23 protein-coding genes and 1 riboswitch are annotated in these 19,827 nt (G+C 47.4%); of the genes, 6 read left to right on the top strand and 17 right to left on the bottom strand.

Annotation, left to right across the window (positions count from 1 at the left end; translation table 11 throughout):
• Window positions 1-88: 88 nt before the first annotated feature.
• The 4 genes from MO867_RS07730 to MO867_RS07715 form a co-directional block, all read right to left on the bottom strand.
• Window positions 89-577, bottom strand: a complete 489-nt coding sequence (locus tag MO867_RS07730; protein WP_252465756.1) for a low molecular weight protein-tyrosine-phosphatase — start codon at window positions 575-577, stop codon at window positions 89-91.
• Between the two features lie 41 nt (window positions 578-618).
• Window positions 619-1,245, bottom strand: coding sequence for a hypothetical protein (locus tag MO867_RS07725; protein WP_252465755.1), 627 nt, complete (start codon window positions 1,243-1,245; stop codon window positions 619-621).
• A 135-nt stretch (window positions 1,246-1,380) separates the two neighbouring features.
• Window positions 1,381-2,055, bottom strand: coding sequence for a class I SAM-dependent methyltransferase (locus MO867_RS07720; protein WP_252465754.1), 675 nt, complete (start codon window positions 2,053-2,055; stop codon window positions 1,381-1,383).
• 137 nt (window positions 2,056-2,192) lie between these two features.
• Window positions 2,193-3,104 carry a LysR family transcriptional regulator gene (locus MO867_RS07715; RefSeq protein WP_252465753.1) on the bottom strand — a complete coding sequence of 304 codons (912 nt, stop codon included), beginning with the start codon at window positions 3,102-3,104 and terminating at the stop codon, window positions 2,193-2,195.
• 106 nt (window positions 3,105-3,210) lie between these two features.
• Between MO867_RS07715 and MO867_RS07710 the strand changes: the two genes are divergently transcribed.
• On the top strand, window positions 3,211-3,510 hold the full coding sequence (locus MO867_RS07710) for a GFA family protein (protein WP_252465752.1): 300 nt from the start codon (window positions 3,211-3,213) through the stop codon (window positions 3,508-3,510).
• A gap of 67 nt (window positions 3,511-3,577) precedes the next feature.
• On the opposite strand, the gene MO867_RS07705 is transcribed toward MO867_RS07710, so the two are convergent.
• The 6 genes from MO867_RS07705 to MO867_RS07680 form a co-directional block, all read right to left on the bottom strand.
• The gene (locus MO867_RS07705) at window positions 3,578-4,021 is read right to left on the bottom strand and encodes a YtoQ family protein (protein WP_252465750.1); all 444 of its coding nucleotides are present in this window, start codon (window positions 4,019-4,021) and stop codon (window positions 3,578-3,580) included.
• Between the two features lie 162 nt (window positions 4,022-4,183).
• Entirely contained in the window at window positions 4,184-4,645 is a 462-nt protein-coding gene (locus MO867_RS07700) for a nuclear transport factor 2 family protein (protein ID WP_252465749.1), read from the bottom strand.
• 153 nt (window positions 4,646-4,798) lie between these two features.
• Window positions 4,799-5,680, bottom strand: a complete 882-nt coding sequence (locus MO867_RS07695) for a choline kinase family protein (RefSeq protein WP_252465747.1) — start codon at window positions 5,678-5,680, stop codon at window positions 4,799-4,801.
• A 7-nt stretch (window positions 5,681-5,687) separates the two neighbouring features.
• Window positions 5,688-6,350: a nicotinamide riboside transporter PnuC gene (pnuC, locus tag MO867_RS07690; RefSeq protein ID WP_252465746.1), complete on the bottom strand. Its 663-nt coding sequence runs from the start codon at window positions 6,348-6,350 to the stop codon at window positions 5,688-5,690.
• Window positions 6,343-6,606 (bottom strand): hypothetical protein, encoded by a 264-nt coding sequence (locus MO867_RS07685; protein WP_252465745.1) that lies wholly within the window; start codon window positions 6,604-6,606, stop codon window positions 6,343-6,345. Before MO867_RS07685 ends, pnuC begins: the two co-directional genes overlap by 8 nt.
• 65 nt (window positions 6,607-6,671) lie before the next feature.
• Window positions 6,672-8,813: a TonB-dependent receptor gene (locus MO867_RS07680; RefSeq protein WP_252465744.1), complete on the bottom strand. Its 2,142-nt coding sequence runs from the start codon at window positions 8,811-8,813 to the stop codon at window positions 6,672-6,674.
• A 56-nt stretch (window positions 8,814-8,869) separates the two neighbouring features.
• Window positions 8,870-8,985: riboswitch (TPP riboswitch) on the bottom strand.
• A 7-nt stretch (window positions 8,986-8,992) separates the two neighbouring features.
• Here MO867_RS07680 and MO867_RS07675 point away from each other — a divergent pair.
• Window positions 8,993-9,253: a hypothetical protein gene (locus MO867_RS07675; RefSeq protein WP_252465743.1), complete on the top strand. Its 261-nt coding sequence runs from the start codon at window positions 8,993-8,995 to the stop codon at window positions 9,251-9,253.
• Between the two features lie 499 nt (window positions 9,254-9,752).
• On the opposite strand, the gene trmA is transcribed toward MO867_RS07675, so the two are convergent.
• The gene (trmA, locus tag MO867_RS07670) at window positions 9,753-10,859 is read right to left on the bottom strand and encodes a tRNA (uridine(54)-C5)-methyltransferase TrmA (RefSeq protein WP_252465742.1); all 1,107 of its coding nucleotides are present in this window, start codon (window positions 10,857-10,859) and stop codon (window positions 9,753-9,755) included.
• Window positions 10,860-10,912: 53 nt separating this feature from the next.
• Here trmA and MO867_RS07665 point away from each other — a divergent pair, with 53 nt between their 5' ends.
• The gene (locus MO867_RS07665) at window positions 10,913-11,317 is read left to right on the top strand and encodes a secondary thiamine-phosphate synthase enzyme YjbQ (RefSeq protein ID WP_252465741.1); all 405 of its coding nucleotides are present in this window, start codon (window positions 10,913-10,915) and stop codon (window positions 11,315-11,317) included.
• A gap of 65 nt (window positions 11,318-11,382) precedes the next feature.
• Here the strand turns inward: MO867_RS07665 and MO867_RS07660 are convergent, their stop codons facing one another.
• On the bottom strand, window positions 11,383-11,676 hold the full coding sequence (locus MO867_RS07660) for a hypothetical protein (RefSeq protein WP_252465740.1): 294 nt from the start codon (window positions 11,674-11,676) through the stop codon (window positions 11,383-11,385).
• Between the two features lie 478 nt (window positions 11,677-12,154).
• Window positions 12,155-12,340: a phage integrase N-terminal SAM-like domain-containing protein gene (locus MO867_RS23945; RefSeq protein ID WP_373565873.1), complete on the bottom strand. Its 186-nt coding sequence runs from the start codon at window positions 12,338-12,340 to the stop codon at window positions 12,155-12,157.
• A 187-nt stretch (window positions 12,341-12,527) separates the two neighbouring features.
• Between MO867_RS23945 and MO867_RS07655 the strand changes: the two genes are divergently transcribed.
• Window positions 12,528-13,031, top strand: coding sequence for a GNAT family N-acetyltransferase (locus tag MO867_RS07655; RefSeq protein WP_252465739.1), 504 nt, complete (start codon window positions 12,528-12,530; stop codon window positions 13,029-13,031).
• Window positions 13,032-13,442: 411 nt separating this feature from the next.
• Here the strand turns inward: MO867_RS07655 and MO867_RS23540 are convergent, their stop codons facing one another.
• Complete coding sequence (locus tag MO867_RS23540) at window positions 13,443-13,568, bottom strand: hypothetical protein (RefSeq protein WP_256473875.1); 126 nt, start codon at window positions 13,566-13,568, stop codon at window positions 13,443-13,445.
• A gap of 215 nt (window positions 13,569-13,783) precedes the next feature.
• Here MO867_RS23540 and MO867_RS07650 point away from each other — a divergent pair, with 215 nt between their 5' ends.
• Window positions 13,784-13,945, top strand: coding sequence for a hypothetical protein (locus MO867_RS07650; protein WP_252465738.1), 162 nt, complete (start codon window positions 13,784-13,786; stop codon window positions 13,943-13,945).
• 633 nt (window positions 13,946-14,578) lie between these two features.
• On the opposite strand, the gene MO867_RS07645 is transcribed toward MO867_RS07650, so the two are convergent.
• Both MO867_RS07645 and MO867_RS23940 read right to left on the bottom strand, forming a co-directional pair.
• A complete protein-coding gene (locus MO867_RS07645; RefSeq protein ID WP_252465737.1) occupies window positions 14,579-15,277 on the bottom strand; it encodes a hypothetical protein in 699 nt (232 codons plus the stop codon).
• Between the two features lie 410 nt (window positions 15,278-15,687).
• Window positions 15,688-15,777 carry a hypothetical protein gene (locus MO867_RS23940; RefSeq protein ID WP_373565874.1) on the bottom strand — a complete coding sequence of 30 codons (90 nt, stop codon included), beginning with the start codon at window positions 15,775-15,777 and terminating at the stop codon, window positions 15,688-15,690.
• 863 nt (window positions 15,778-16,640) lie between these two features.
• On the opposite strand from MO867_RS23940, the gene MO867_RS07630 reads away from it, so the two are divergent.
• Window positions 16,641-17,114 carry an NINE protein gene (locus tag MO867_RS07630; protein ID WP_252465736.1) on the top strand — a complete coding sequence of 158 codons (474 nt, stop codon included), beginning with the start codon at window positions 16,641-16,643 and terminating at the stop codon, window positions 17,112-17,114.
• 503 nt (window positions 17,115-17,617) lie between these two features.
• Here the strand turns inward: MO867_RS07630 and MO867_RS07625 are convergent.
• Complete coding sequence (locus MO867_RS07625; RefSeq protein ID WP_252465735.1) at window positions 17,618-19,735, bottom strand: TonB-dependent siderophore receptor; 2,118 nt, start codon at window positions 19,733-19,735, stop codon at window positions 17,618-17,620.
• Window positions 19,736-19,827: the final 92 nt, after the last annotated feature.

The following is a 19,827-nucleotide window of genomic DNA, read 5'->3' as shown; positions in this document are numbered from 1 at the left end:
GAAACAACTGACGATTTGATTTGTGAGCCGAATAGAAAGAGGGAATAGCAGGCTATTTTACGTCTAGCTTGAACAGGTTATTTTGACTTTATTTCACTGATGAGGTTCTTTTGATTAATTCAACGAGGGCATCAGATGCCTGCTCGATTAGCTGAAGAATCTGCCGAAAACCCTGTACGCCGCCATAGTATGGATCGGGGACTTCAGTTTTATGACAGTCTTGGATTAGGGGTAGAAACAGTTGTAGTTGGGCATGGGAGCCCTTTGGCTGTAACGCCTTGAGAGCCTCCAGATTATTCTTGTCCATTGCGAAAATATGATCGAATCTAGTGAAATCAGTTGCCTCAACCTGTCTTGCATAGCTATTTTCGAAGGAATAACCATTGCTTTGACCCACCTCCAGAGTTCTTGGGTCAGGTCGTTTACCTGCGTGGTAGTTGATAATGCCTGCAGAATCTACCGAAACAGAAAGGCCCGCCTGTCGGGCCTTAGAGTGAAAAACGGCCTCTGCCAGTGGGGATCGGCAGATATTACCGAGGCATACAAACAATACTGAATAATCTGATTTAGTGGTCAAAATGGCTCCAGTGGATATGGGTTATATAGCAGTCGGTTAGTTTAATCCAGATCCTGAAGGGTTACATCCCGATTATCTGAGTTGATAGAAAGCAAGGCTTTAGTTCCCAGGAATAATGTGGAGCCTTCTGCTTGGTTGTAGTTGGAGTTAAACTGTTTTTTGGAGAATTCAACAGTATTTTCTGTTGTCCAACGTACTCGGTCCGGCCCCCAGTTTTCAGGTTCAATTTCAAAAATAATTTTTGGAAATTTTCCAGCTAAATAGTAAACCTTTAGAATGTTTTTATTAAAACCGGCATCTAGGTCTTGCTCAGCAACTAGCAGGTAGATGCCTTGGGGGGACAGAAGTGGATAGCCAGATAACAAGTATTCAATGCCGCTGTCCAAATCCAATAGAATATACGAGCTAGCCTCCCAAAGTTGCCGGTGGATGAGTAAGAAGCTGTCGTTTATTTGTTCGAGAGCAGAAAATGCCTGGTTTTTCGTCGGTCTATCTTTCACTAGGAAATCGGTATAGACCTTTGTTTCCCCATTTTTTAGTGTCAATGCCAACTGGAATGGTTTTGTTCGGCTGACAAAAATGAGCTCTTCGAGCAGCCTATCTTCGATGGCCCTTGCACAGGTTAAAGAATTATGGATTTTAGGACAATCAAATTTATTATCAAACACACTGAAATGCAAAGCCAAGCAGTGACCGGGAAGGGCGATTAGAGTATAGAGGAGAAAAAAGATAAGTAGCTTAGTTGCCTTTAAATTTGAAATTAGTCTCATGTATTTAAAAGCCCGTGGCACTTCGTTGTAATTTTAAAGGAAAGTTTCCAGTTTATGATGTGCGCTGAATAAGGCTACGCATCCTCGTATTTCAATTTTGAAATGACTGAACCTGTTTGCCAAAAAATCTTCCAGATCTTTCTGGCAATCCTCAGTGTTGGAAAATATCCCTTTTTTGTTGTAGATGGCCATTAATTTTTTTGCAGCTGCGCTTCTATAAACGCCTTTAGATAAGATTGTCGACCCAAATATAGTGCCGGAATCTGACAGTAGAGATGTCACATTATCCAGGGCTATAAGTTTGTCTGATAACCTACCCGGAAGGCAGTGAAGCAGGTAGTTTAAGGAGATCGAGTCAAAAGCTTCAGTTTCTATAGCTATTTTGTCGAGGACATTGCCGTAGAATTGGATTGGATTATATCTGGCGACTCTTTGCGCTGAGATATCCAGGCTATTCTGGTTGAGATCCATTAGGGCGAGACGGACTTTGTCGGAAGGGAAGTGGCACTTGTCCATAAAATAACCCGTTCCGACGCCAACGTCCAAATGGTTGGAGGATATATTTCGATTGAAGTGCTCTAATATTCCGGGGGTTGGGCACTTCCAAATAAAGCGGTTCGATATGCCTAGAACCCACATATCGTAAAGCCAAAGTACGGGTTTGGAATAGACAGCTTGCCCCTGCTCGACTTCTTTGCTGATTGTCACTTCAACCTCCAATATATGACTGTTGTGCGGTTTTAAGTTGCTTTTTATTGTTCTATGGTACCACTTAAGACGGCACTAAACAGCTGAGTGCTTCACAGAGGCTCTCTAATAGCTATAGAGTTTTTCTTGGCGCATTCTCACTTATCAAACAGGCTAAAGTCGTACTCCTGCAAGCGCTCTTGTGCAAAGTTTAAAAATACGTCAATTTTCTTTGAATCCTTTCGTTTTACTTTATACAAAGCCCCGACAGTTTTATCTTTTCGCTCTAATTCAGGGAGCACCTCTACCAGCCGACCCTTTTTGATATCTCTCTGGCAAAAATAGGAGGGAAGCTTGGCAATGCCATTCCCGTTTAATGCGGCAGCTCGGGTATGGAAAGTTTTATTGGAGATTAAATTTCCATTGAATTGATAGAACTTCCCATCAATTGACCAGCCATCTTCCAGGCCGTCAAGGCGGGTTAGCATGATGTTGTGTTGGCTGAGCTCGGCAATGGATTTGGGGCAGCCGTGTTCTTCCAGATAGGTCGGCGCGGCAATAAAAATAGGGCGGATACTAAATAGGGACTGGGCGTAAAACTGGCAATCGGGCAGGGTTTCCCAGACGCGAAAAGCAATGTCGATATCGTCCTCGATTAAATCCAGGTGATAGGGGCTAAAGATAAGCTCCAAGCTGAAATCGGGGAATGCTTTTTGGAAATCATTGCAGATATGACTGAATACTTTTAAGCCGAGGGTTTCCGCAAAAGTGATTTTTAATTTTCCTCGGGTGAGCGTTGCCGCCTCTGCAATCTGGTCTTCCAGCTCGGCGAAAGAGCTGATTATTTTTTGCCCTTTCTGGTAAGCAATCCTTCCGGCGTCTGTGACAGCGATTGCCCGGGTGGTGCGATTGAGTAACACCTGGCCAAGGGCCTGTTCAAGTTGGGCGAGAGTCTTGCTTACGGTGGGCGTAGACAGGCCCAAGTGCTTGGCAGCTTTACTTAAGGAACCGTGATCAACAAGACTGCAAAAGACGTTGATCAAGTGGTATTTGTCGTACTCTCTGCGCACAGACTGTTTCCTTAAAACTAAAAGATCTTTTCAATATATCCTCTTTGTTAAATTAAAGTAAATAGTAAACTGCTTCCCCATACTAATCGACCAGGGAGATAAGGCTATGAATCCGTTAACTTGTCATTGCGGAGCAATTCATTTCAACAAGCTTATAGATGCCCTGTTTGTACCAGCAGGCCAAAGGGGGCACGCTGATACTGAAGTCGCTATCCATATCAGCGATCCTGAAAACTCACTGCGCAAATATCACTTTAAAGAGGGGGCTTTACGGGAGAAGGCATTCTGCAAGCACTGCGGTGCGGAAATCTATGCGATCAATCGTAGCGGCGAAGTAGTGCACAACCCGTCAGCAGAGGCAGCCTCTCGGCCGAACTATGCCGGTGTCCTTAATTACGGCTTTTAACTAGCGGCATCTACTGATTGTGCAGTTTTGTCAGTAGATGCCTGCCGGCCTGCTATACAGAGGCTCTTTAGGCCTGAGTGGTTAAGTACTTCAGGATATCGACAACCTGTGCGGGGGTCTGTGCCCAGGCCTGGGCGGCACCGTCCACTTCCTTGAGTGCGTGCACCAAGGATTCATCGTGAAGTGTGATATAGGACTTGCCTAAGGCTGCACAAAAGCCAGCATCGAAGGCAGCGTTCCACTGCTTGTACTTCTCACCAAATCGGATCACTGCCAAGTCACAGTTTTCAATCAGGTGCTTGATCCGGATTGCGTTAACTTTGGCAGATTTGTGGTCCCGCCAAAAAGAATTCTGCTCATCGCCCAGGCCATCTCCGGCGGCATCGCTGGCATCGTGGTTGGTGACGGCGGAGGAGAAGGAGATATCCAGCCCTTCTTTTTGGCAGCCTTCGATGATTTGGGCTCGCCAATCGGAGTGGATTTCGCCGGAGAGGTAAACGTTAAGCTTCATAGGTTGGCCCTGTAGGGTTGGGGACTAATATGTGGTTTAGGGTCACATATTAACAGCTTGAAGCTTTGAAATCCGGTAGTCGCCCCAGCAGTTAATTTAGCTTACCAGGGCGTTTAGGAATAGGGCGCCGGCTTAAGCGGCAGCGTTCATACCTTGAATGGTTTACAGGACCTGTTGCTCAAACTGCACACCAGCGGGAGATTTTCCTGAGGGCAGGCGGGTGGAATGCAATTGAGCCAGTAACCATATCCCATCGATTTTCTTAACAATGGCGCTTTCCAGCCATACCGCTTCCTTGTTGCCGTCCTCGGACGCAAAGTTAGCCTTGGTCCAGTAGTTGATGGTCAGCAGGTCTTTTTGCTCTTCAAAGTTGATGATGCTGAAGTAATTGGTTCGCTTGAGCCCCGAAGGTTTCATTGCCGCGACAAGGATTTCGATATCCCAGATTTCGCCGTGCTCTAGCAGGATAAAGTCATCGGTTACGCCGTCTCGCATAGCCTGGTGGTCCAGGTTTGCAAGCGCTGCAAAGAGGCGGTCAATGGTTTTGAATCCCTCGGGCTTTTCAGCAGCTTGTACGCTGAATGCAATCAAGGTGAGCGCTATTGCAAAAAACTGTCTGATCACTGTAGTACCTCTATCGTTATTCCAGTTAATGGATGGGCTTGGGTTTAAAAAAGGGGGAATTCTACCCGAGTTGGTCTGGACATTTTTTGTTTAAATTGTGGTTGGGGAAGTGACACTTGTTGGGACTTAGGGCCGAGTTTGATCAAACAGCACTCACTTGAGCTTGAGCCTGGATAGGTTACCCAGCAACTGTTGGGCCTTTTTGGCGATGTGATTTCCCTGTTCTTGAGGCCGGGTTTCCTGGTTGCTCCATTGCACGGCGTACCAGAGGATATAAAGATGGCTATAGATTAAGCGCCATATGTGCAGGCGTTGATTGTCTTCTGGTGTCACAGTACGGCCGAGATAGTAGCCCAACAAGGTATTCTGCTCTCCCTGATCCAAACCGTGCTCTTCTACGAGGACTGCGAGATCATAGAACTTATCTCCCATCGCGGCATATTCCCAATCAATGGCATATAGCCTTCCTGAGGGCGCCCAAATCAGGTTGCCACTGGTTAAATCGTTGTGGCACAAATAGTCGCCGTCACCCAATTGATAGGCGGTGTCAATTACTGGGAGTAATCTTTCTTGCAGCTCATCGAGTAGAGAGTAAAAGCCTGCGCGCTTGTCGATAAACTTCCTGTAGCTGGCAATTTTTCCGACGATATCCAGTGGAGCCTCAATCGCTGGGGAGTTGTGTATTCGGTATAACAAATCGGCAACGGTTTCCAAGCTTTGCGCGACGTTTTTGTCCCAGGGGGTTCCCTGGATAAAGCGGGTGACCAGATAGTGGTGGGCTGGGTCGCAGTAGATTAACGGCGCACAGCTGCAGGAAGTGGTCGCTGCCTGTAGGGCCTGCCGCTCGGCGGCCCGATCGAGGTTGAGCTGGTTGCTGATGCTGGAATTTATCCGCAATACCATGGGCTGATGGGCAGACTCAATCAGAAAGGCGCGATTGGTTAGGCCCCCGGCCAGTGCCTGGAGCACAGTGGGGCGGGCCTTGCTCCAGTGGTGCCAATCATCTGGAATGACGTGACTCAGTCCCTGGCTCATAGGTGCGCTAAGCCGTTGCTGTTGTTTGAGGCGAGGCTGTAGTGGGTTGCAGTTGCTCCTGCGCTTCTTTTCGGTAAATAGCCAACCATTGGAAAAAGCCGATAATGACCAGAACTACGTACAGCATAAACAGCACGGCAGTCAGGTAAAGCTCTCTATCCAGGTAGAGATAAATCGAAGCGCCGTCAACGATGATCCAATAAATCCAGTTTTCCAACACCTTCCGAGTGACCATATAGGTAGTGACTATCGCTCCCAGTGTGGTGAATGAATCCAGGTAGGGCAGGGCGGCACTGGTGTTGTGGTCCAGTAGGTAGCCAATTACCAAAGTCAGTATCAGGGTAACGCTAATCACTATCCCGTGGGTTTTCGCAGTCCAGCAGTGGATTTTCAAATCGTTTTGCAGGTTGCGGTGTTTGCGCCATTGCCACCAACCATAAACAGCCATCAGCAGATAAAAGACCTGCAGCGCCGATTCCATTAACAGGCTGACATCCCAGAACAAAAACAGATAGATCGCCGTACTGGCAAAGGCGGCATACCAGCAGCTGATTTTCTCCCTCATGGCCAGAAGCAAATAGGCCAGAGCCAGTATTACTGCAGCTACTTCCCAGAGGGACATGGCCGCAATCGAAGCGCTGATTGCGGTGCTGATATCCTGGTCAAGCATGCGCTTCTCCCGGGGCCAGGTCGCCGTCAATAAACTTGCATACAAAAATGGCGCGGCCAAACTGTTCGTAGGATTTGCGCATTTCCAACTTGAGCACATCCATCAGCAGATCGTAATCGCCAAACACCTGAGTACTCATTGTATTGGTGATTACCTTGAGTTCTGGGTGGCTGTTTAACTGTGCGATAAACGCTTGAATAGCCGGGATGTACTCGTCCTTTAACGGATACATACTGATTTCGACAGAGAGCTGCATAATTTCCCTCTTGATAAAGAGTTCTGGGGCAGCGAAGCGCTGCCCCAAAATCACTGAGTGATTAATTAGAAGATGTAAGTGCCCGTTACCCCGGCAATTCGGGGTTCACCATACTGATAGTAGGGCTCGGGTGCGTAGCCATTGGCCGGGTTATTGCCACCCTGGTTGCTGAAGTAGAACCCACGCACATAGTAATCTTCGTCAGTCAGGTTTCTTCCCCACAGGGAAACATCCCAGTTATTCCCCTGGTAGGTCAGGCGAGCATTAACCAGCTCGTAAGCTGTGGATTTTTCGTCGTGGCTGTTTGAGAAGTAGAACTCGTCTTTACCCTCAAGCTCCAATCGCAAGATCAGGTTTGGAAGCAGATCGATTTCTGTACCGGTAAAGAGCTGGTAGTTGGGGGCATGAGCGATATCGCGGCCATCCAGATCGACAGCGGCCAAACGGACCTTGGCGCTGTCATCGCGGGCATCGACATGGGAGCTGCTCTCGTAGCCTTCGAATTCGGCATTCAGCCAGCCGGCTGAGGCGAAAAAGCGTAGGGTATCGGTAGCTTGGTAGTTCAATTCTACTTCGAGACCCAGTGTATTTCCGCCAGCAGCATTGGCAAGGTAGTCACTAAATGATTTTTCGTCAGAGTCAAAAATAGAAACCTTGGCCTGAACGTCATCTCGGTCTTGGTAGAAAGCGGCAACCTGGGCTTGCAGGCGATTATCCAGCCAGCTGCCTTTAATACCTAATTCATAGTTGAGCAGTTGTTCGGTATCGAACTCGAACATGTCACTGTTGATCTCAGTGTTGCTTGTTGATTCTGAGATGATTCTGCCGTTTACACCGCCGGCTTTGTAGCCCCGGGAAACCGTAGCGTAGAGCAGGGTATTGTCGGTGTAATGGTATTGCAGGGAGATATTGCCACCCCACAGATTTTCTCCATTATCTGCTTCAATGCTGTAGGAATCAGAGTAATCGGCGTTGCGTCTTTCCAGTCTCAGGCCGGTGACCAAGTGGATTGTTGAAGTGATTTCCGTTGAGAGCTGGCCGTAGATGGCAGCGTTTTCAGTATCAAAGTCGCTGTTGAAGCTCTGGTTGCGATTCAAGTTTTCGCGCTCTGTGCGGCCATAGAGCCCAACAACCCAGTGGCTGCGATCCCAGAATAACTTGGACTCTTCGGTAGAGAGTGCGCGCAGGTCAATACTGATATTGTCTTTTTCGCGCTGGTAATTATCAGTGGAACTGTATTCCCAAGGATGAAAGCCAACATAGCTCCAATCCTCATCGTAGCCATATTCAGTATCTGAATCGGCGAGACTGAGGGTGCCTTCAAGGGTGACGTATTCGTTTCCAGACCACTGAGCAGTCAACGCGCCGGCGAGGGTCTCCTGGCGATCCCAACCGGGCTGGTCAGATTGGGTTTCGCGGGTGTTGTAAAGAGAGAAAGTATCGTAGCCATTATCAACGTCGATATAGAAGAGGGTAACACCCAGTTTTAAATTGTCGCTGGGGGTATAAGCCAGCTTACCGCGCAGCACAGACTCATCAATATTGTTGGTGTCATCGCGGTCGAGATACCCATTTTCTGTGTAGCCGTCAGACTTGCGCTTGCTGGCAGCCAGTCGATAGCCAAGAGCATCGCTCAAAGAACCACTGGTAGCGGCGGACAGACTCTGCCCATTGTACTCGCTCAGCTCGGCGGACACCTTGGTGGTCGACTCACTGGTGGGTGCTGCACTGGTCATGTTGATCAGGCCGGCCAGGGCATTAGCACCGTACACAGTGCCTTGCGGGCCCCGCAGGATTTCCACTTGATCGATATCCAGGGTACTGGCTGCGAGCCCCAGGCCAGTGAAGTCGATACCGTCGATGATCAGGCCAACTGAGGGGTTTACTGGATCGATAAACTGGCTGCGCTCACCGATGCCGCGAATCTGTACAAATTTTCCCCTGGAGGCGCCGGAGGAAAAATTCACATTGGGCGCCATGTTCAACATCTGATCCAGATTGGCCGCCCCACGCGCGTTGATAGCGCTTTCACCCAGCACAGTCACGCTGGAGGGGAGGTCCATAAGGTTGGTTTCCCGTAACTGCGCCGTAACCATCACCTGTTCGAGCCCTGCCTCAGCGGTATTGGCAGCGGCGATACCGGCGAACAGGCTGCTGGCAAGGCTGACAGACCAGGCAATAGGGTGGGTGGGAAACTGTTTTTTCATGGTTCTCTCTCGAATAACGGCAGTGAAAGAGACCCGGAGTGCGACGTGGGGGAGGTTTTGGCGTGTCTACCTATTCCTACGCCGGTATTAACCGGATCAGGTTCAAGGGTTTGTCACGACAGACCAATCAGATCCCCGGACATCTCAGGCAAGGCCACCCCTTAGGTTTTGCGGGCGCGATGATAGCAGAAGATGGGGTATACAAAAATATCGATAAAGTTGAAAATGTTGGGGTAAGGGGGGAGCATATTGGTTCCTGCCCATTGATTTATTCGTTAGTTGTTATAGGGGAGCGAGATATGGGGTTTTCGCTTTCATGGATTACAGTCAAAGATTGTAAGTTAAGCCAGGTAATTCAGGGGCTTGGTCTTGAGGCCACTGAAAAAGTGGAGATTTTTCCAGAGTCCCATATCAGTTCAGCAGCGCTTATGCTGAGGTGACTATTTATAGTGATTTAAGCACAAAAATAAATTTTCATACGGGCTGGAAAGATTATTCCCAGCGCTGCTTTACTGTTGCTTACAGAAGAAAATAAGCAAGTAACTTCAGTCCTTGAGGCATAAAAATTTAGAAGTGGAGAAGTGGAGAAGTGGAGAAGTGGAGAAGTTTGGAGTTTGCTGCTCAGACCCTGTCGAACAATCAAGATCTTGTCCGAGTTTTTCCAGATAAGCAGTATTACTGCAAGCTTAGTAAAAGCGCTTAGCCGTGAGCTTAAAATGCCCATGATCTACCGCAAAGATTTTGCCATTCCTATAACCTTGGGAGAGGGTTGTTGCTTTTTCTGCCAGGAGCCCTTAAGGAAAGGGGAAAAGTTTTTAAAGTACTGTCAGCTTAAAATTGGATGGCAGATTTGCTTAGCGGTGGCTAGTCAATTGAGAGGCATCCGGCGTTCCGAATCATCGGGACACCGGAGGTGGGGTAGGGCAATATTTGAAATTATTACTTCTTCACCAACAATAAACCTGTTTCAGTGTGCTCTGTATAAGGGAACTGATCGAAGAGCGCGAAGCGCTCAATGCGATGGGTTTTAGTCAGGGACTCCAAGTTTTCCAATTGGGTTTCCGGATTGCAGGAGATATAAAGAATCCTTGGAAAGCGGGCGACCATTGCACAGGTATCTTCATCCAGGCCCGCGCGAGGTGGATCGACTAAGACCGTGGAGAAATTGTAACTATCTAAGTCGATATCCGCGAGCCGGCGGAATGGACGAACCTTATCGATAGCCTGGGTAAACTCTTCACTGGATAGGCGCACAACATCCAGATTGGTTATCTGGTTGTTGGCGATATTCTCCTGGGCGGAATTGACCGACACCTTGGATATTTCAGTGGCCAGGACTTTGCGGAATTTTTCACTGAGAGGAATAGTGAGGTTGCCGTTGCCGCAGTAGAGTTCCAATAGGTCGCCATCGCCATCGCCATCGCCATCGCCATCGCCACAGGCACTTCTGGCCCACTGAATCATGGAACGGCAGATTTCGCCGTTGGGCTGGGTAAAGCTGCCCTCTACCTGTTTGTACTGGTAGGTTTTCCCGTCGATATCCAGTTTTTCATTGACGAAGTCCCGCTCTAACACCACCTTTTGCTTGCGCGAGCGGCCCAGAATGGGAAAGCCCAGCTGTTCTTGCAGGGTCTTGGCTTCCTGCTCCCAGCTTTCATCCAGCTTCTTGTGGTAGATCAGCGTAATCAGGGCATCACCACTGAGGGTGGTGAGAAACTCGGCGGAGAACAGGCGCTTGCGTAGAAGTTCGCTATTATTGACCGCAGCCAGGACTTTTGGCATCAGCTGGTTCATCAGCTCTGAACCGACAGTAAATTCGTCGATAATAAAGGGCTTTTTATGCTCCCCTTGACGATACATGGCGTAATTGGCCACACCTCCCTCGTGCCACACCTTGAACTCGGCGCGCAATCGGTAGTGGATGGGAGGGGAGGGAAAGAGTTCCGGTTCCAGGTCAGTGAACTTGCTGTAAGCCTCTCGCAGGCGCTCGGCCTTGTTTTGAAGCTGCTGAGGGTAGTCGTCAGTATTAACGCGGTACAGTGCCATATTACAATGCGGTGTCAGTACAAAAAGCGGGCGCGAATTATATAGGAAACCGTATGGCAATAGGTGAGATAAAAATACCGGTTCATGGACAGGGGCTTCATGAGTTTACCGGCAGTGTAGTTGACTGGGTCAGTGAGCTGGCTATCGATGAGGGGTTGTGTACACTATTCATACAGCACACCTCCGCAAGCCTGCTGATTCAGGAGAATGCCGACCCCAGTGCCCGCCACGACCTGGAGAACTGGCTCAATCGCTTGGTGCCAGAAAATGACCCGCTATATACCCACACCCTGGAGGGTCCGGATGATATGCCGGCCCATATCAAGTGCAGCCTCACTGCGACCAGTTTGTCCATCCCGGTACAAAAGGGGCGCCTGATGCTGGGTACCTGGCAGGGGATCTATCTTTGGGAGCATCGCCATCACCATGGGAGTCGGCACGTTATCCTGCATACCTGAAGCATTAAGGAAGTGCTGGAAGTCTACGGCCAGTTCGTTTAGACCAATACTCCGGCTGCTCGACATTACTGGTCGATCAACCTTTTGGTTTTTTGTGTCCGCTCGATCGATTGGGATCTTTCAATCTCGGCACCGAAATTGGTCAGGAGGCAGATATCCTCACGGCCGGCAGTGTATGTCGCCACATAAATGGCATCTGAATCCCGCGTCTCTACCAGTGCATTCCAGTCCTGGTCGGTATTGGGAATTTTATGCTCACGGGCGAACTCCTTGGCTCGCGAATAGCGCCTACTGGCAATGAGGCACTGTCGACCTACTTGATAGCTCGGGGGTAAAGTCAGCAATTTTTCCTGTGCCAACTACTCCGAAACGTAATATTGATATTGAGTGACTCCTGTAGTGGCACTACACACCAAGAATGAGTGCCGAGCCCAGATCTTCTTGGTGGAGCAAGAGCGTATAACAAATTTGAGCCTCAAGGGCTCGATAAGAGACTTGGGGACTAAAGTTCTTCTTTACTTATCTCCCTTCGATTCCCGAATGAGTAGGGACTGCTCAGTAAAATCGACATCCTTAATTCAAAGCCGCAATACCACCATAATTCCGCTACCGGTCCAATACATCAGTGATGCGGCTAGTTTTGCATACCCGTCAAGCCGCGCAAAATATCCGTAGCTTCTTCATAAATAAAACAACCAGTAGCCGCTGTAGAGGATGGCTGTTATCAAATTTTCGTTCACCAAAATCTATACCCATAAACTGTTTATACAAAAAACACTGTATTCAAAACCGTTTTTTGTGTATTGATAGATACCGGTTGTTCCACCGTCAGGAGAATTAGCCGGCTTTTCCCAATTCCTCCGTATGGGGCATCCGATGAAAACGAATGAAGCACTTAACCCAGTAGCAATAGGTTTGCTTCGTTTTGTAAGCCAAACATATCGGTCGCATAAAAATCTGAAATCTATCTATAAAGCGAGAGACGGTTTGGCAAGAGGGTAAAGGGGTGCCATCTATTCGCACACCCAAATCTATGTAGGTATACAGCCAGTGACCAGGATCGAGCTGGAATTCTGGTCATCGTGACTGTTATTTTGACAGAAAAGGGGAGGGTTCCTAAAAAATGAGTAAATACAGAGGATTACAATTGATGTACTATTCGGGGATAGTGGGCATGATGACCATTCTGCAAATGTTAGGTTGAAACAATATGATACCCACCCTTGATACTCTGAAACTCAGATTAATACCACCAAGTATTGATTGTTATGAACTCTATAAAGCATTTTATACCAATGCTAATGCGTCGGAAATGTATGGAGGACCTATAGGTATTGAACAGGTTTGGGCAAGATTAAAAGCAGATATTGGTTCGTGGCATCTATTAGGGTATGGCGTTTGGGTGATACAGAAAAAATCTGACAATAGTCTTATTGGGACTTGCGGATTTTGGAAAGGTAAAGATTGGCCAAAAGAGCTTACTTGGTGGGTTATGCCAGAAGGTCGTGGAAAAGGTGTGGCTACTGAAGCGTCAAAGGCCGCTATATTTCATGCTTACAATAAGTTTAAATGGAATTCTGTTGAAACTTATATGAATGACGACAATATTGCTGCACGCTCTTTGGTAGAAAAGCTGGGTGGTAAGAAAGTAGATAGAAAAGCATTTCCAGATGGTTTATCAAGAGATATTTATCAACTGCCTAAATCAGCCTAACAAGAAAATCAACAAGGACAAAAAATAGTGGCTTTTACTCTTTCGTCGCTTATTTTAGCCAACTACTTTTTGCCTGTTATTTAGGCGTTAGTGCGTCAAACTAAGCTTGGTGCTTCTTGCGGGATGAAAGACCCTATTGGGTAGGGCCTAACCAGCCACCCGTATCGAGTGTTGCGCGTAGGGCGGAGCAGAAAAAATCGTTTTTCTCTGCGAGCAAACTATGTGAAGCGTACACAGAGAGTTCTGTAGGCCATAGGGATTCCCATAATCCTGAAGTGCTGGTATCGCTCCGATAATAAAGTAAATTCCGATTGGCGAGATGTGTAACGCCATCGAAGTCCAGGCAAAGCAACCGCATTGCACGCCATCTCATTTAAAGCACAGAGCCACCCCAGACACAGATTTCAGAATTTATATAGATTGCTGGATTTTGATCTGCTGTATTAAAGCTGGGGTCAACTCAATAGGCAGGCTCACCCCGGTATCGACGGAGTCACTACCGAGGATTACCGGCAGAGCCTGCTGCATAATATCCATCGTTTGTATCCGCGGTTGCGTGGTAAGCATTACCGGATCTAGGCGATCAAACGAGTATTGATACCAAAAGACAACGGCAAGCAGCGCCCTCTGGAGCTACCTACGGTGGAAGATAAGCTGGTTCAGCAGAGCGTATCGGACGGACCGGCCGTGCCGGTGAGCATGGTAGCGCTTATGCCTTTTTTGCCGAGAAGGAAGGCCACAAAATCCTGCGTATGAATCTGATACATAATCCACTGTCCCATCTGGACAGACCGCCACCGGCCAATATTTTAAGTGAGCTTCCGTTTCAGGCGCTGATGGTCACCCTGCAGAGTGATGGAGGCAAGCAGCAGAAGGCCCATCTGGGCGATGTAATATCAACGTCCTGGATCTAACTGCTTATGTTGCGATTAAGCGAAATGTACCAGCGCAGCCCTGACAAGTTCAAAAACGAAAAGCTGAAAGGTCGAAAATTTCAAGTGGGATGTATTCGGGGGTAAGTTGCTTGATCTTTATGCAGCCCAATTGAGTGATGCTGTCATACAGCTGTTTACTGCTCGGTCAACACCAGGAACAGATTGATCATTCGGTTAAACATTACCATTGACACCTTTTTGTGTAATCAGGCACCGTAGCCGGTTTCGATCGGTGCCAAAAGCAGCAGCACCAGCGACGTCATCAGATTTTTTCAGTATTCAACTGCACCAGCCACCAAGGCGGAATCAATGTCACATGGCTGATCAGTGCGAACAAGACAGCATTTGTGACTGCATGACTAGTTGAATTCGGTTTTTGCCCTAACGAGAAAGTGGGCCACCGGTATGAATGAGGGGGCGACTGCTGTCACCACTGTTTGTCTGGGGAGTTGGGGCCGCTAAAAAACCGCCACAGAGGGCGGTTCTCTTGATTCGATTGGCGCTCAACTCACAGTAACTGCCTTGCCCCCGCACAACACGATTACCTGTTTATTCTACTCGGTGAGTAGGCCAATAATCAGAAGCATAACCCCCAGGAAAGAGGCCATAACCTTAAGGGTGAATAAACTGGAGTCGAACTTTCTGCAGTCTCAAAAGAGTGGTTGCTGCATCAAACCGTACTCGAGCGAGGTAGTAACAACTTTGCGTATCAATGGGGCGGCTTGGAATGTTAACCGCCGCTGATCCATTAGCCGCATCAGTGCTCGTGCTATTAGTGACAAGTGTGAATGTTATGGCGCCGGGTGCGAAGGCAGGTTGGCAAACCTCAAAAAGAAAAGTTGCCATTGCTGAATTCGGGTCATTATCGGACCACCACCATCTGAAAAATTCCAAAGTGCCACCATTGGGCAGATCCAAAAACTGAGCATCGGCAAATAACTCAGTGCCTAGACGGCTGAGCTCAATGCCATTTCCTGAAGAATATAACCACTGAGACCCAGTAGTATCCTGCCGACCAATAAATGCCTTTGGTGTAATTGGCGAGTAGTCTGTACTCCCTGATGGGAACAGTCCTTCTTGAGCATCAGGACCGCCAGATGGATAAAAGGATGAATCAAGAGGTTTCTCTAGATACACTCCTTCTGCAATGTATACGTTATCCTCGTCCCTTTCAAAACCCATTGATTCTAGTGTATCCGGGTTGGTAAGTCGGATGTCTCTATCTCCCGCAAGGGTTGTCTGAGAGATAGCCGAAAAATTAATAAGAATTGTGGCAAGAGCGCAACCAAGCCACATATGAGGCTTCTGCATTTAATTTCTCCAAATTGAGTATCGGATTTTTTTTGAGATGCCGGCCACTTCTAAAGACCGAATGAAAAGGACTACAACAGCTTTGCCCTGTGCTTTGGGCAAGGGTGAGATATGTAATTAGCAGAGAAATCTATTTCTGCAAGAAATTCTAGAGTAAAGGCGTAGAAACTATAGTGAGATCTGCTTTATCTCGACTTATGACGCCTGGATGAATTGAGTATCTGCTGTCAACGGATAATGATTGCAGTATCCAGTCAATTCAGAGCTGACTCTTTATCGATGTAAATTACACTATGGTAGTCACGGTATATCACTGTATAAACTGCGATACCGAGAGAAAATTTCCCTAACAACTTATATGGCTGGGGCTCAAGCCATCCAAGGTGATGGTTATAGCCGCGACCAGATTTTTAGCGATCCCCATCGCCTACTTCCTGTTCCTTTTGGGTGTGTACATAAACTTCTTCACGGTGAGCCGACAAGGATTTGGGGGCTTTTATGCCTACCTTTACTTGGGCCCTTTAACCGTCAGCACGATAACTGAGGCATTTGCATCAATCCTTGAGTTTTCGGCAGTACGACGCTTTGAAATCAACATGCTTATTTCCTACTGAACCAAACCATGGGTGTGTCTTCCGTGAAGGGAGAGTCTGGGAAGTACTGTTTACTGGTGGTGTGTGGTGGTACGCGATAACGTTAGTCATTGAGGAAGAAAAGGCGAGCGTAATACTTCCAGAGGTTGGGAAATCGTTCCAGGTTGCTGGTAGTGGTTCCCACAGTTTCTGCGGCCTTAGAAATCGGGTACCCTGCTTGGAGGCTAGGGCAATAGAGTTTTTTTTGAATTTCAGCTCAAAATGGCGCCGCGTACCTTTTGTTGTCATACTCCACCTCGTTTGGTAGTTTTACCTTCTTAGCGATGTGTCTGGAAGTGTTAAACCACTACATAGGGTCATACATCACCGTCTGATACGAGTTAGCCTAGATAGAGGCTCAGGCTAACGTTGGGTGTCCTTCTTTGAGGAATCTCTTCTCAGCGCTTTCCATTACATACTTTTCGTTCTCTTTCAATGGGCACATAGGTCTCTCCGCGATGGACGGGGGGATTTTGGGGCGTGGATGCCTATCTTTACTTTGTTGCCATTCACTTCAAGGAGGCTCAATTTAGTTGTTTCCTACTGATAATCAAGATGTGGGTGGTCATTCTGTGGGGGAGAGGCTTGGGAATTGATTTCTGGAGACGAAATAGGTGAGTGTGCGGAGGTGATCGGGTCGGCGAGCTTTAGAATTATAGAGAAGCGTGATATATAGATGCTGCATTTGAATTAACTGTTATATTTTTAAAAGTAGTTTAAGGAGTATTACTTTGGGCGGAAATATCTATGAGCAGCCTTCATCTGAGCTTGAACGAAATCTGGTGTTTTGTAGAGATTGCGGTTCCCAGATTTCAAGAGCGGTATCTTCTTGCCCAAGTTGCGGTGCTGCTCAGCAGATAGGTGGCAAGGGAAAAGTGGCTGCCGGATTGTTGGCTATATTCTTAGGGGCTTTTGGTATTCATAGATTCTATCTTGGACAATGGTGGGGGTTGTTCTACCTTCTATTTTTCTGGACAGGAATTCCAGGAATAATCGCTTTTATCGAAGGAATTGTGTTCTTATTTACATCCGACGAAAAGTGGTTAAACAAGCATGGAAACAAAAATGGAGCTTCGGCGTTAGTTTTAGTACTTATACTCTTCTTTGCAATAATACCTGTTATTGGAATCTTGGCTGCGATTTCGATTCCTGCATACCAAGACTATGTTACTCGAGTTCAGCAGCAACAGTCGGAATCCCGGTAAGTTTATAATAACTTAGTGACGGTCCCCTCATGGCGGGGGCTGTCATAAAGACATTATTCCTGAGGTCACTTACAGGTAAAGCGCCTGACATCCAAACATTCATCTCGCTCTGGTTTTAACGCAGGTGTTTTGGGCGCTATCGCGATAGTCGAAGATTGATATATCTTGCAGTCTAACATGGTATAACCTCTATAGAGTCCGGGTGGGCGTCTTTTTTTGGAGCTTCAGCCCTCGGCGTCTCCCATTGCTACTTTTTGCTTATTTTCAATATGCAAGTAGATCTCTTCACGGGGGAGATTTTGGACGTGGAAGCTATCTTTGCTCGATTGCCTTTCACTCCCGGTGCTGGGGCTGAGACATGGTTTCTTATTGGTATTCAAGCCATGGGTGGGCATTCCTTGGTGAGGAAACTTGGTAGTTTTACCATCTTAGCGAAATGTTCGGAAGTATTAGACCACTACATATCGTCAGTGGAAATCCGCTGACGATAAGTTGCTAGGATGTTAGAAGTTATAGGCAAGCTGGGCGATCAACTCTCGTGGTTGGCCCGGAAAATGTCCATGCCGCTCATTAAAACCACTCACTGCATACGTCTTATTCAAAAGGTTGTTTACATTGATACTTAGCTGAATATCATCCCAGCGAGTTGTCCAGCTGACATCGAATACAGTGTAGGCTTTTACTTTTTGATCATCGAAGCTAATTTGATCACTAACATAGTCAGCACCTACGGAAAATGCCGAGTCCCATATACTGAGGTCGTAGCGGGCCCATAAGCCAGCCTGGTGTTTTGGTGCATTTACGAACTTACTTGAGTCTGACACATTGCGTGAACCACCTTCAGATATATACGTATCATTGAAGGCATAGTTGGCTGTTATGCTGAGTTTCTCAGTTATGTCACCGACTAAAGTAAGCTCACTTCCCTCACTTTGAACCAGCCCGAGGTTGATAATCTCTGCTTCATTCGGAGTCTCTTCGGCACTAATATAGTCGGGGTTATTTTGGGCCATATTTGTTTTTTCTATCTGATAGAAGCCTAGGGTGGTAAGGATACGTCCATCCAGCCATTTCTTCTTTACGCCAATTTCCACTTGACTACCAGTACTAGGCTCAAGCTCCTCGGCGCCGTCCTCAAAGTCGTCTGCGCTCACCGGGTTAAAGCTCTGGGAGTAGTTTACATAGAAGGATAGGGTCTCTACGGGCTTATAAGTGATACCTGTACGATAGCTTGCATCGTCATCTATGTAGCTATTGCCGCTTCCTTTTTCAGTTTCATTAAACTGATCAATGCGTGCTCCTAGCATCCAGAACCACTGATTATTCAATGCCACAGTGTCCTGAACATAGGCGCTGATTCGGGTGCTGGCCGTACCATCCTTATTCATATCGGTAAGGTTGTAAGTTGACGGATCGGTTATGCCGTAGTTGTGTTCGTAGATATTGAGGTTGGCAACACCGTCTGCTTCGTGGCGGGCACGCCAATAGTCATATTTGGTATCGACATCGTGATAATCACCTCCAAATAAAATCTGATGATTCATGTCTGAAATTTCTATATCATACACAAAATCCAGAGTAAGACTCAGCTCTTCATTTGCTCGGTACTGATCGCGATATTCACGCCGGATAGTTTCATCTTCCGCATTGGCCGTACCATCTTCATTTATGTCCACCCAACCGCGTGGCTCGTGATAAGCCTGCTCCCTTTCGTTTTCCATATAACGCACTGTTGCATTAAGGTTCAGGCTTTCGGTGAGCTTGTGTTTCACTTTGGTCAGTAGAACTAAGGCTTTTAGGTCTTGATAATCAGACTTTTCGTTTGCATTGTAGGAGGGAGCCACCAGGAATCTCCCATCATCATCAACGGGCACACCGCGTAAGCGGTTGCCGCCTAGATTTTGCTCTATGTGTTCAAAAGTGGTTGTCAGTTGAGTGTCTGCAGAGAGGTTAAACAGTAGCCCGCCGGCAAGTTTGGTGTTCTCGCTGTCTGCATTATTGCGAAAACTATCTTGAGATTCATAAAAGCCACCTAAACGATAGGCGGTATTTCCGGTTACACTGCCTGCCAGTTCGATAGAGGCTCCTTTTAGCGATTCGCTTCCTGAGGTGACTGTTAATTCACGGTTCTGGTGGAAGGTTGGTTTTTTGGAGGTGAAGTTAATCATCCCTCCGGGCTCACCACCGCCATAGAGGGCTGCGGATGGCCCTTTCAGTACCTCGATGCGCGCTACATTTGATACTTGAGGGACACTGAATCCCGAATAGGGATCACCCCGGACCCCATCGTAAAATACATTTTTATTGTCTCTGAATCCTCGAAATGTGACTCCGGAATAGCTGAATTCACTAACTCCCGCGATGGAGCGATACAAGTCGGTGATATCTCGGGCAGCCTGGTCTTCAATAAGCTGCTCACTTAGTACTTGGGCGGACATTGCAATGTTCAATAGGTCTGTATCTGTTTTAGTCCCAATTTGTGTATAAGGGTCCAGATAAAACTGTTGAGCCCTGCCAATAACTTCAACCTCTTCTACCGTTTGAGTTACTTCCTGGGCAGACACCAACGCAGCAGGGGTTAGTGAGACCCATACTGCCAGGTTGAGTTGTTTCGAGTACATATTGATAGAGTTCCGTACAAATAAACTGGATTATAAGTCAATACTTCGGACAGTTTTAGGGGGCGAAATAGGTAGGAACCAAGGCCGGATAC

The sequence above is a fragment of the Microbulbifer okhotskensis genome (assembly GCF_023895975.1).
In the GTDB taxonomy this organism is placed as follows: Bacteria; Pseudomonadota; Gammaproteobacteria; order Pseudomonadales; family Cellvibrionaceae; genus Microbulbifer; species Microbulbifer okhotskensis.
This window is presented reverse-complemented; position numbering and strand designations above follow the sequence as displayed.

What these genes read in the sequence shown, in the direction of transcription:
- pnuC (WP_252465746.1), bottom strand. Translation starts at nt 6,350, where the DNA reads ATGCTTGACCAGGATATCAGCACCGCAATCAGCGCTTCGATTGCGGCC.
- MO867_RS07695 (WP_252465747.1), bottom strand. Translation starts at nt 5,680, where the DNA reads ATGAGCCAGGGACTGAGTCACGTCATTCCAGATGATTGGCACCACTGG.
- MO867_RS07685 (WP_252465745.1), bottom strand. Translation starts at nt 6,606, where the DNA reads ATGCAGCTCTCTGTCGAAATCAGTATGTATCCGTTAAAGGACGAGTAC.
- MO867_RS07645 (WP_252465737.1), bottom strand. Translation starts at nt 15,277, where the DNA reads ATGCAGAAGCCTCATATGTGGCTTGGTTGCGCTCTTGCCACAATTCTT.
- MO867_RS23540 (WP_256473875.1), bottom strand. Translation starts at nt 13,568, where the DNA reads ATGGATATTATGCAGCAGGCTCTGCCGGTAATCCTCGGTAGTGACTCC.
- MO867_RS07665 (WP_252465741.1), top strand. Translation starts at nt 10,913, where the DNA reads ATGGCAATAGGTGAGATAAAAATACCGGTTCATGGACAGGGGCTTCAT.
- MO867_RS07650 (WP_252465738.1), top strand. Translation starts at nt 13,784, where the DNA reads ATGAATCTGATACATAATCCACTGTCCCATCTGGACAGACCGCCACCG.
- MO867_RS07625 (WP_252465735.1), bottom strand. Translation starts at nt 19,735, where the DNA reads ATGTACTCGAAACAACTCAACCTGGCAGTATGGGTCTCACTAACCCCT.
- trmA (WP_252465742.1), bottom strand. Translation starts at nt 10,859, where the DNA reads ATGGCACTGTACCGCGTTAATACTGACGACTACCCTCAGCAGCTTCAA.
- MO867_RS07705 (WP_252465750.1), bottom strand. Translation starts at nt 4,021, where the DNA reads ATGAAGCTTAACGTTTACCTCTCCGGCGAAATCCACTCCGATTGGCGA.
- MO867_RS07680 (WP_252465744.1), bottom strand. Translation starts at nt 8,813, where the DNA reads ATGAAAAAACAGTTTCCCACCCACCCTATTGCCTGGTCTGTCAGCCTT.
- MO867_RS07655 (WP_252465739.1), top strand. Translation starts at nt 12,528, where the DNA reads ATGATACCCACCCTTGATACTCTGAAACTCAGATTAATACCACCAAGT.
- MO867_RS07710 (WP_252465752.1), top strand. Translation starts at nt 3,211, where the DNA reads ATGAATCCGTTAACTTGTCATTGCGGAGCAATTCATTTCAACAAGCTT.
- MO867_RS07675 (WP_252465743.1), top strand. Translation starts at nt 8,993, where the DNA reads ATGATAGCAGAAGATGGGGTATACAAAAATATCGATAAAGTTGAAAAT.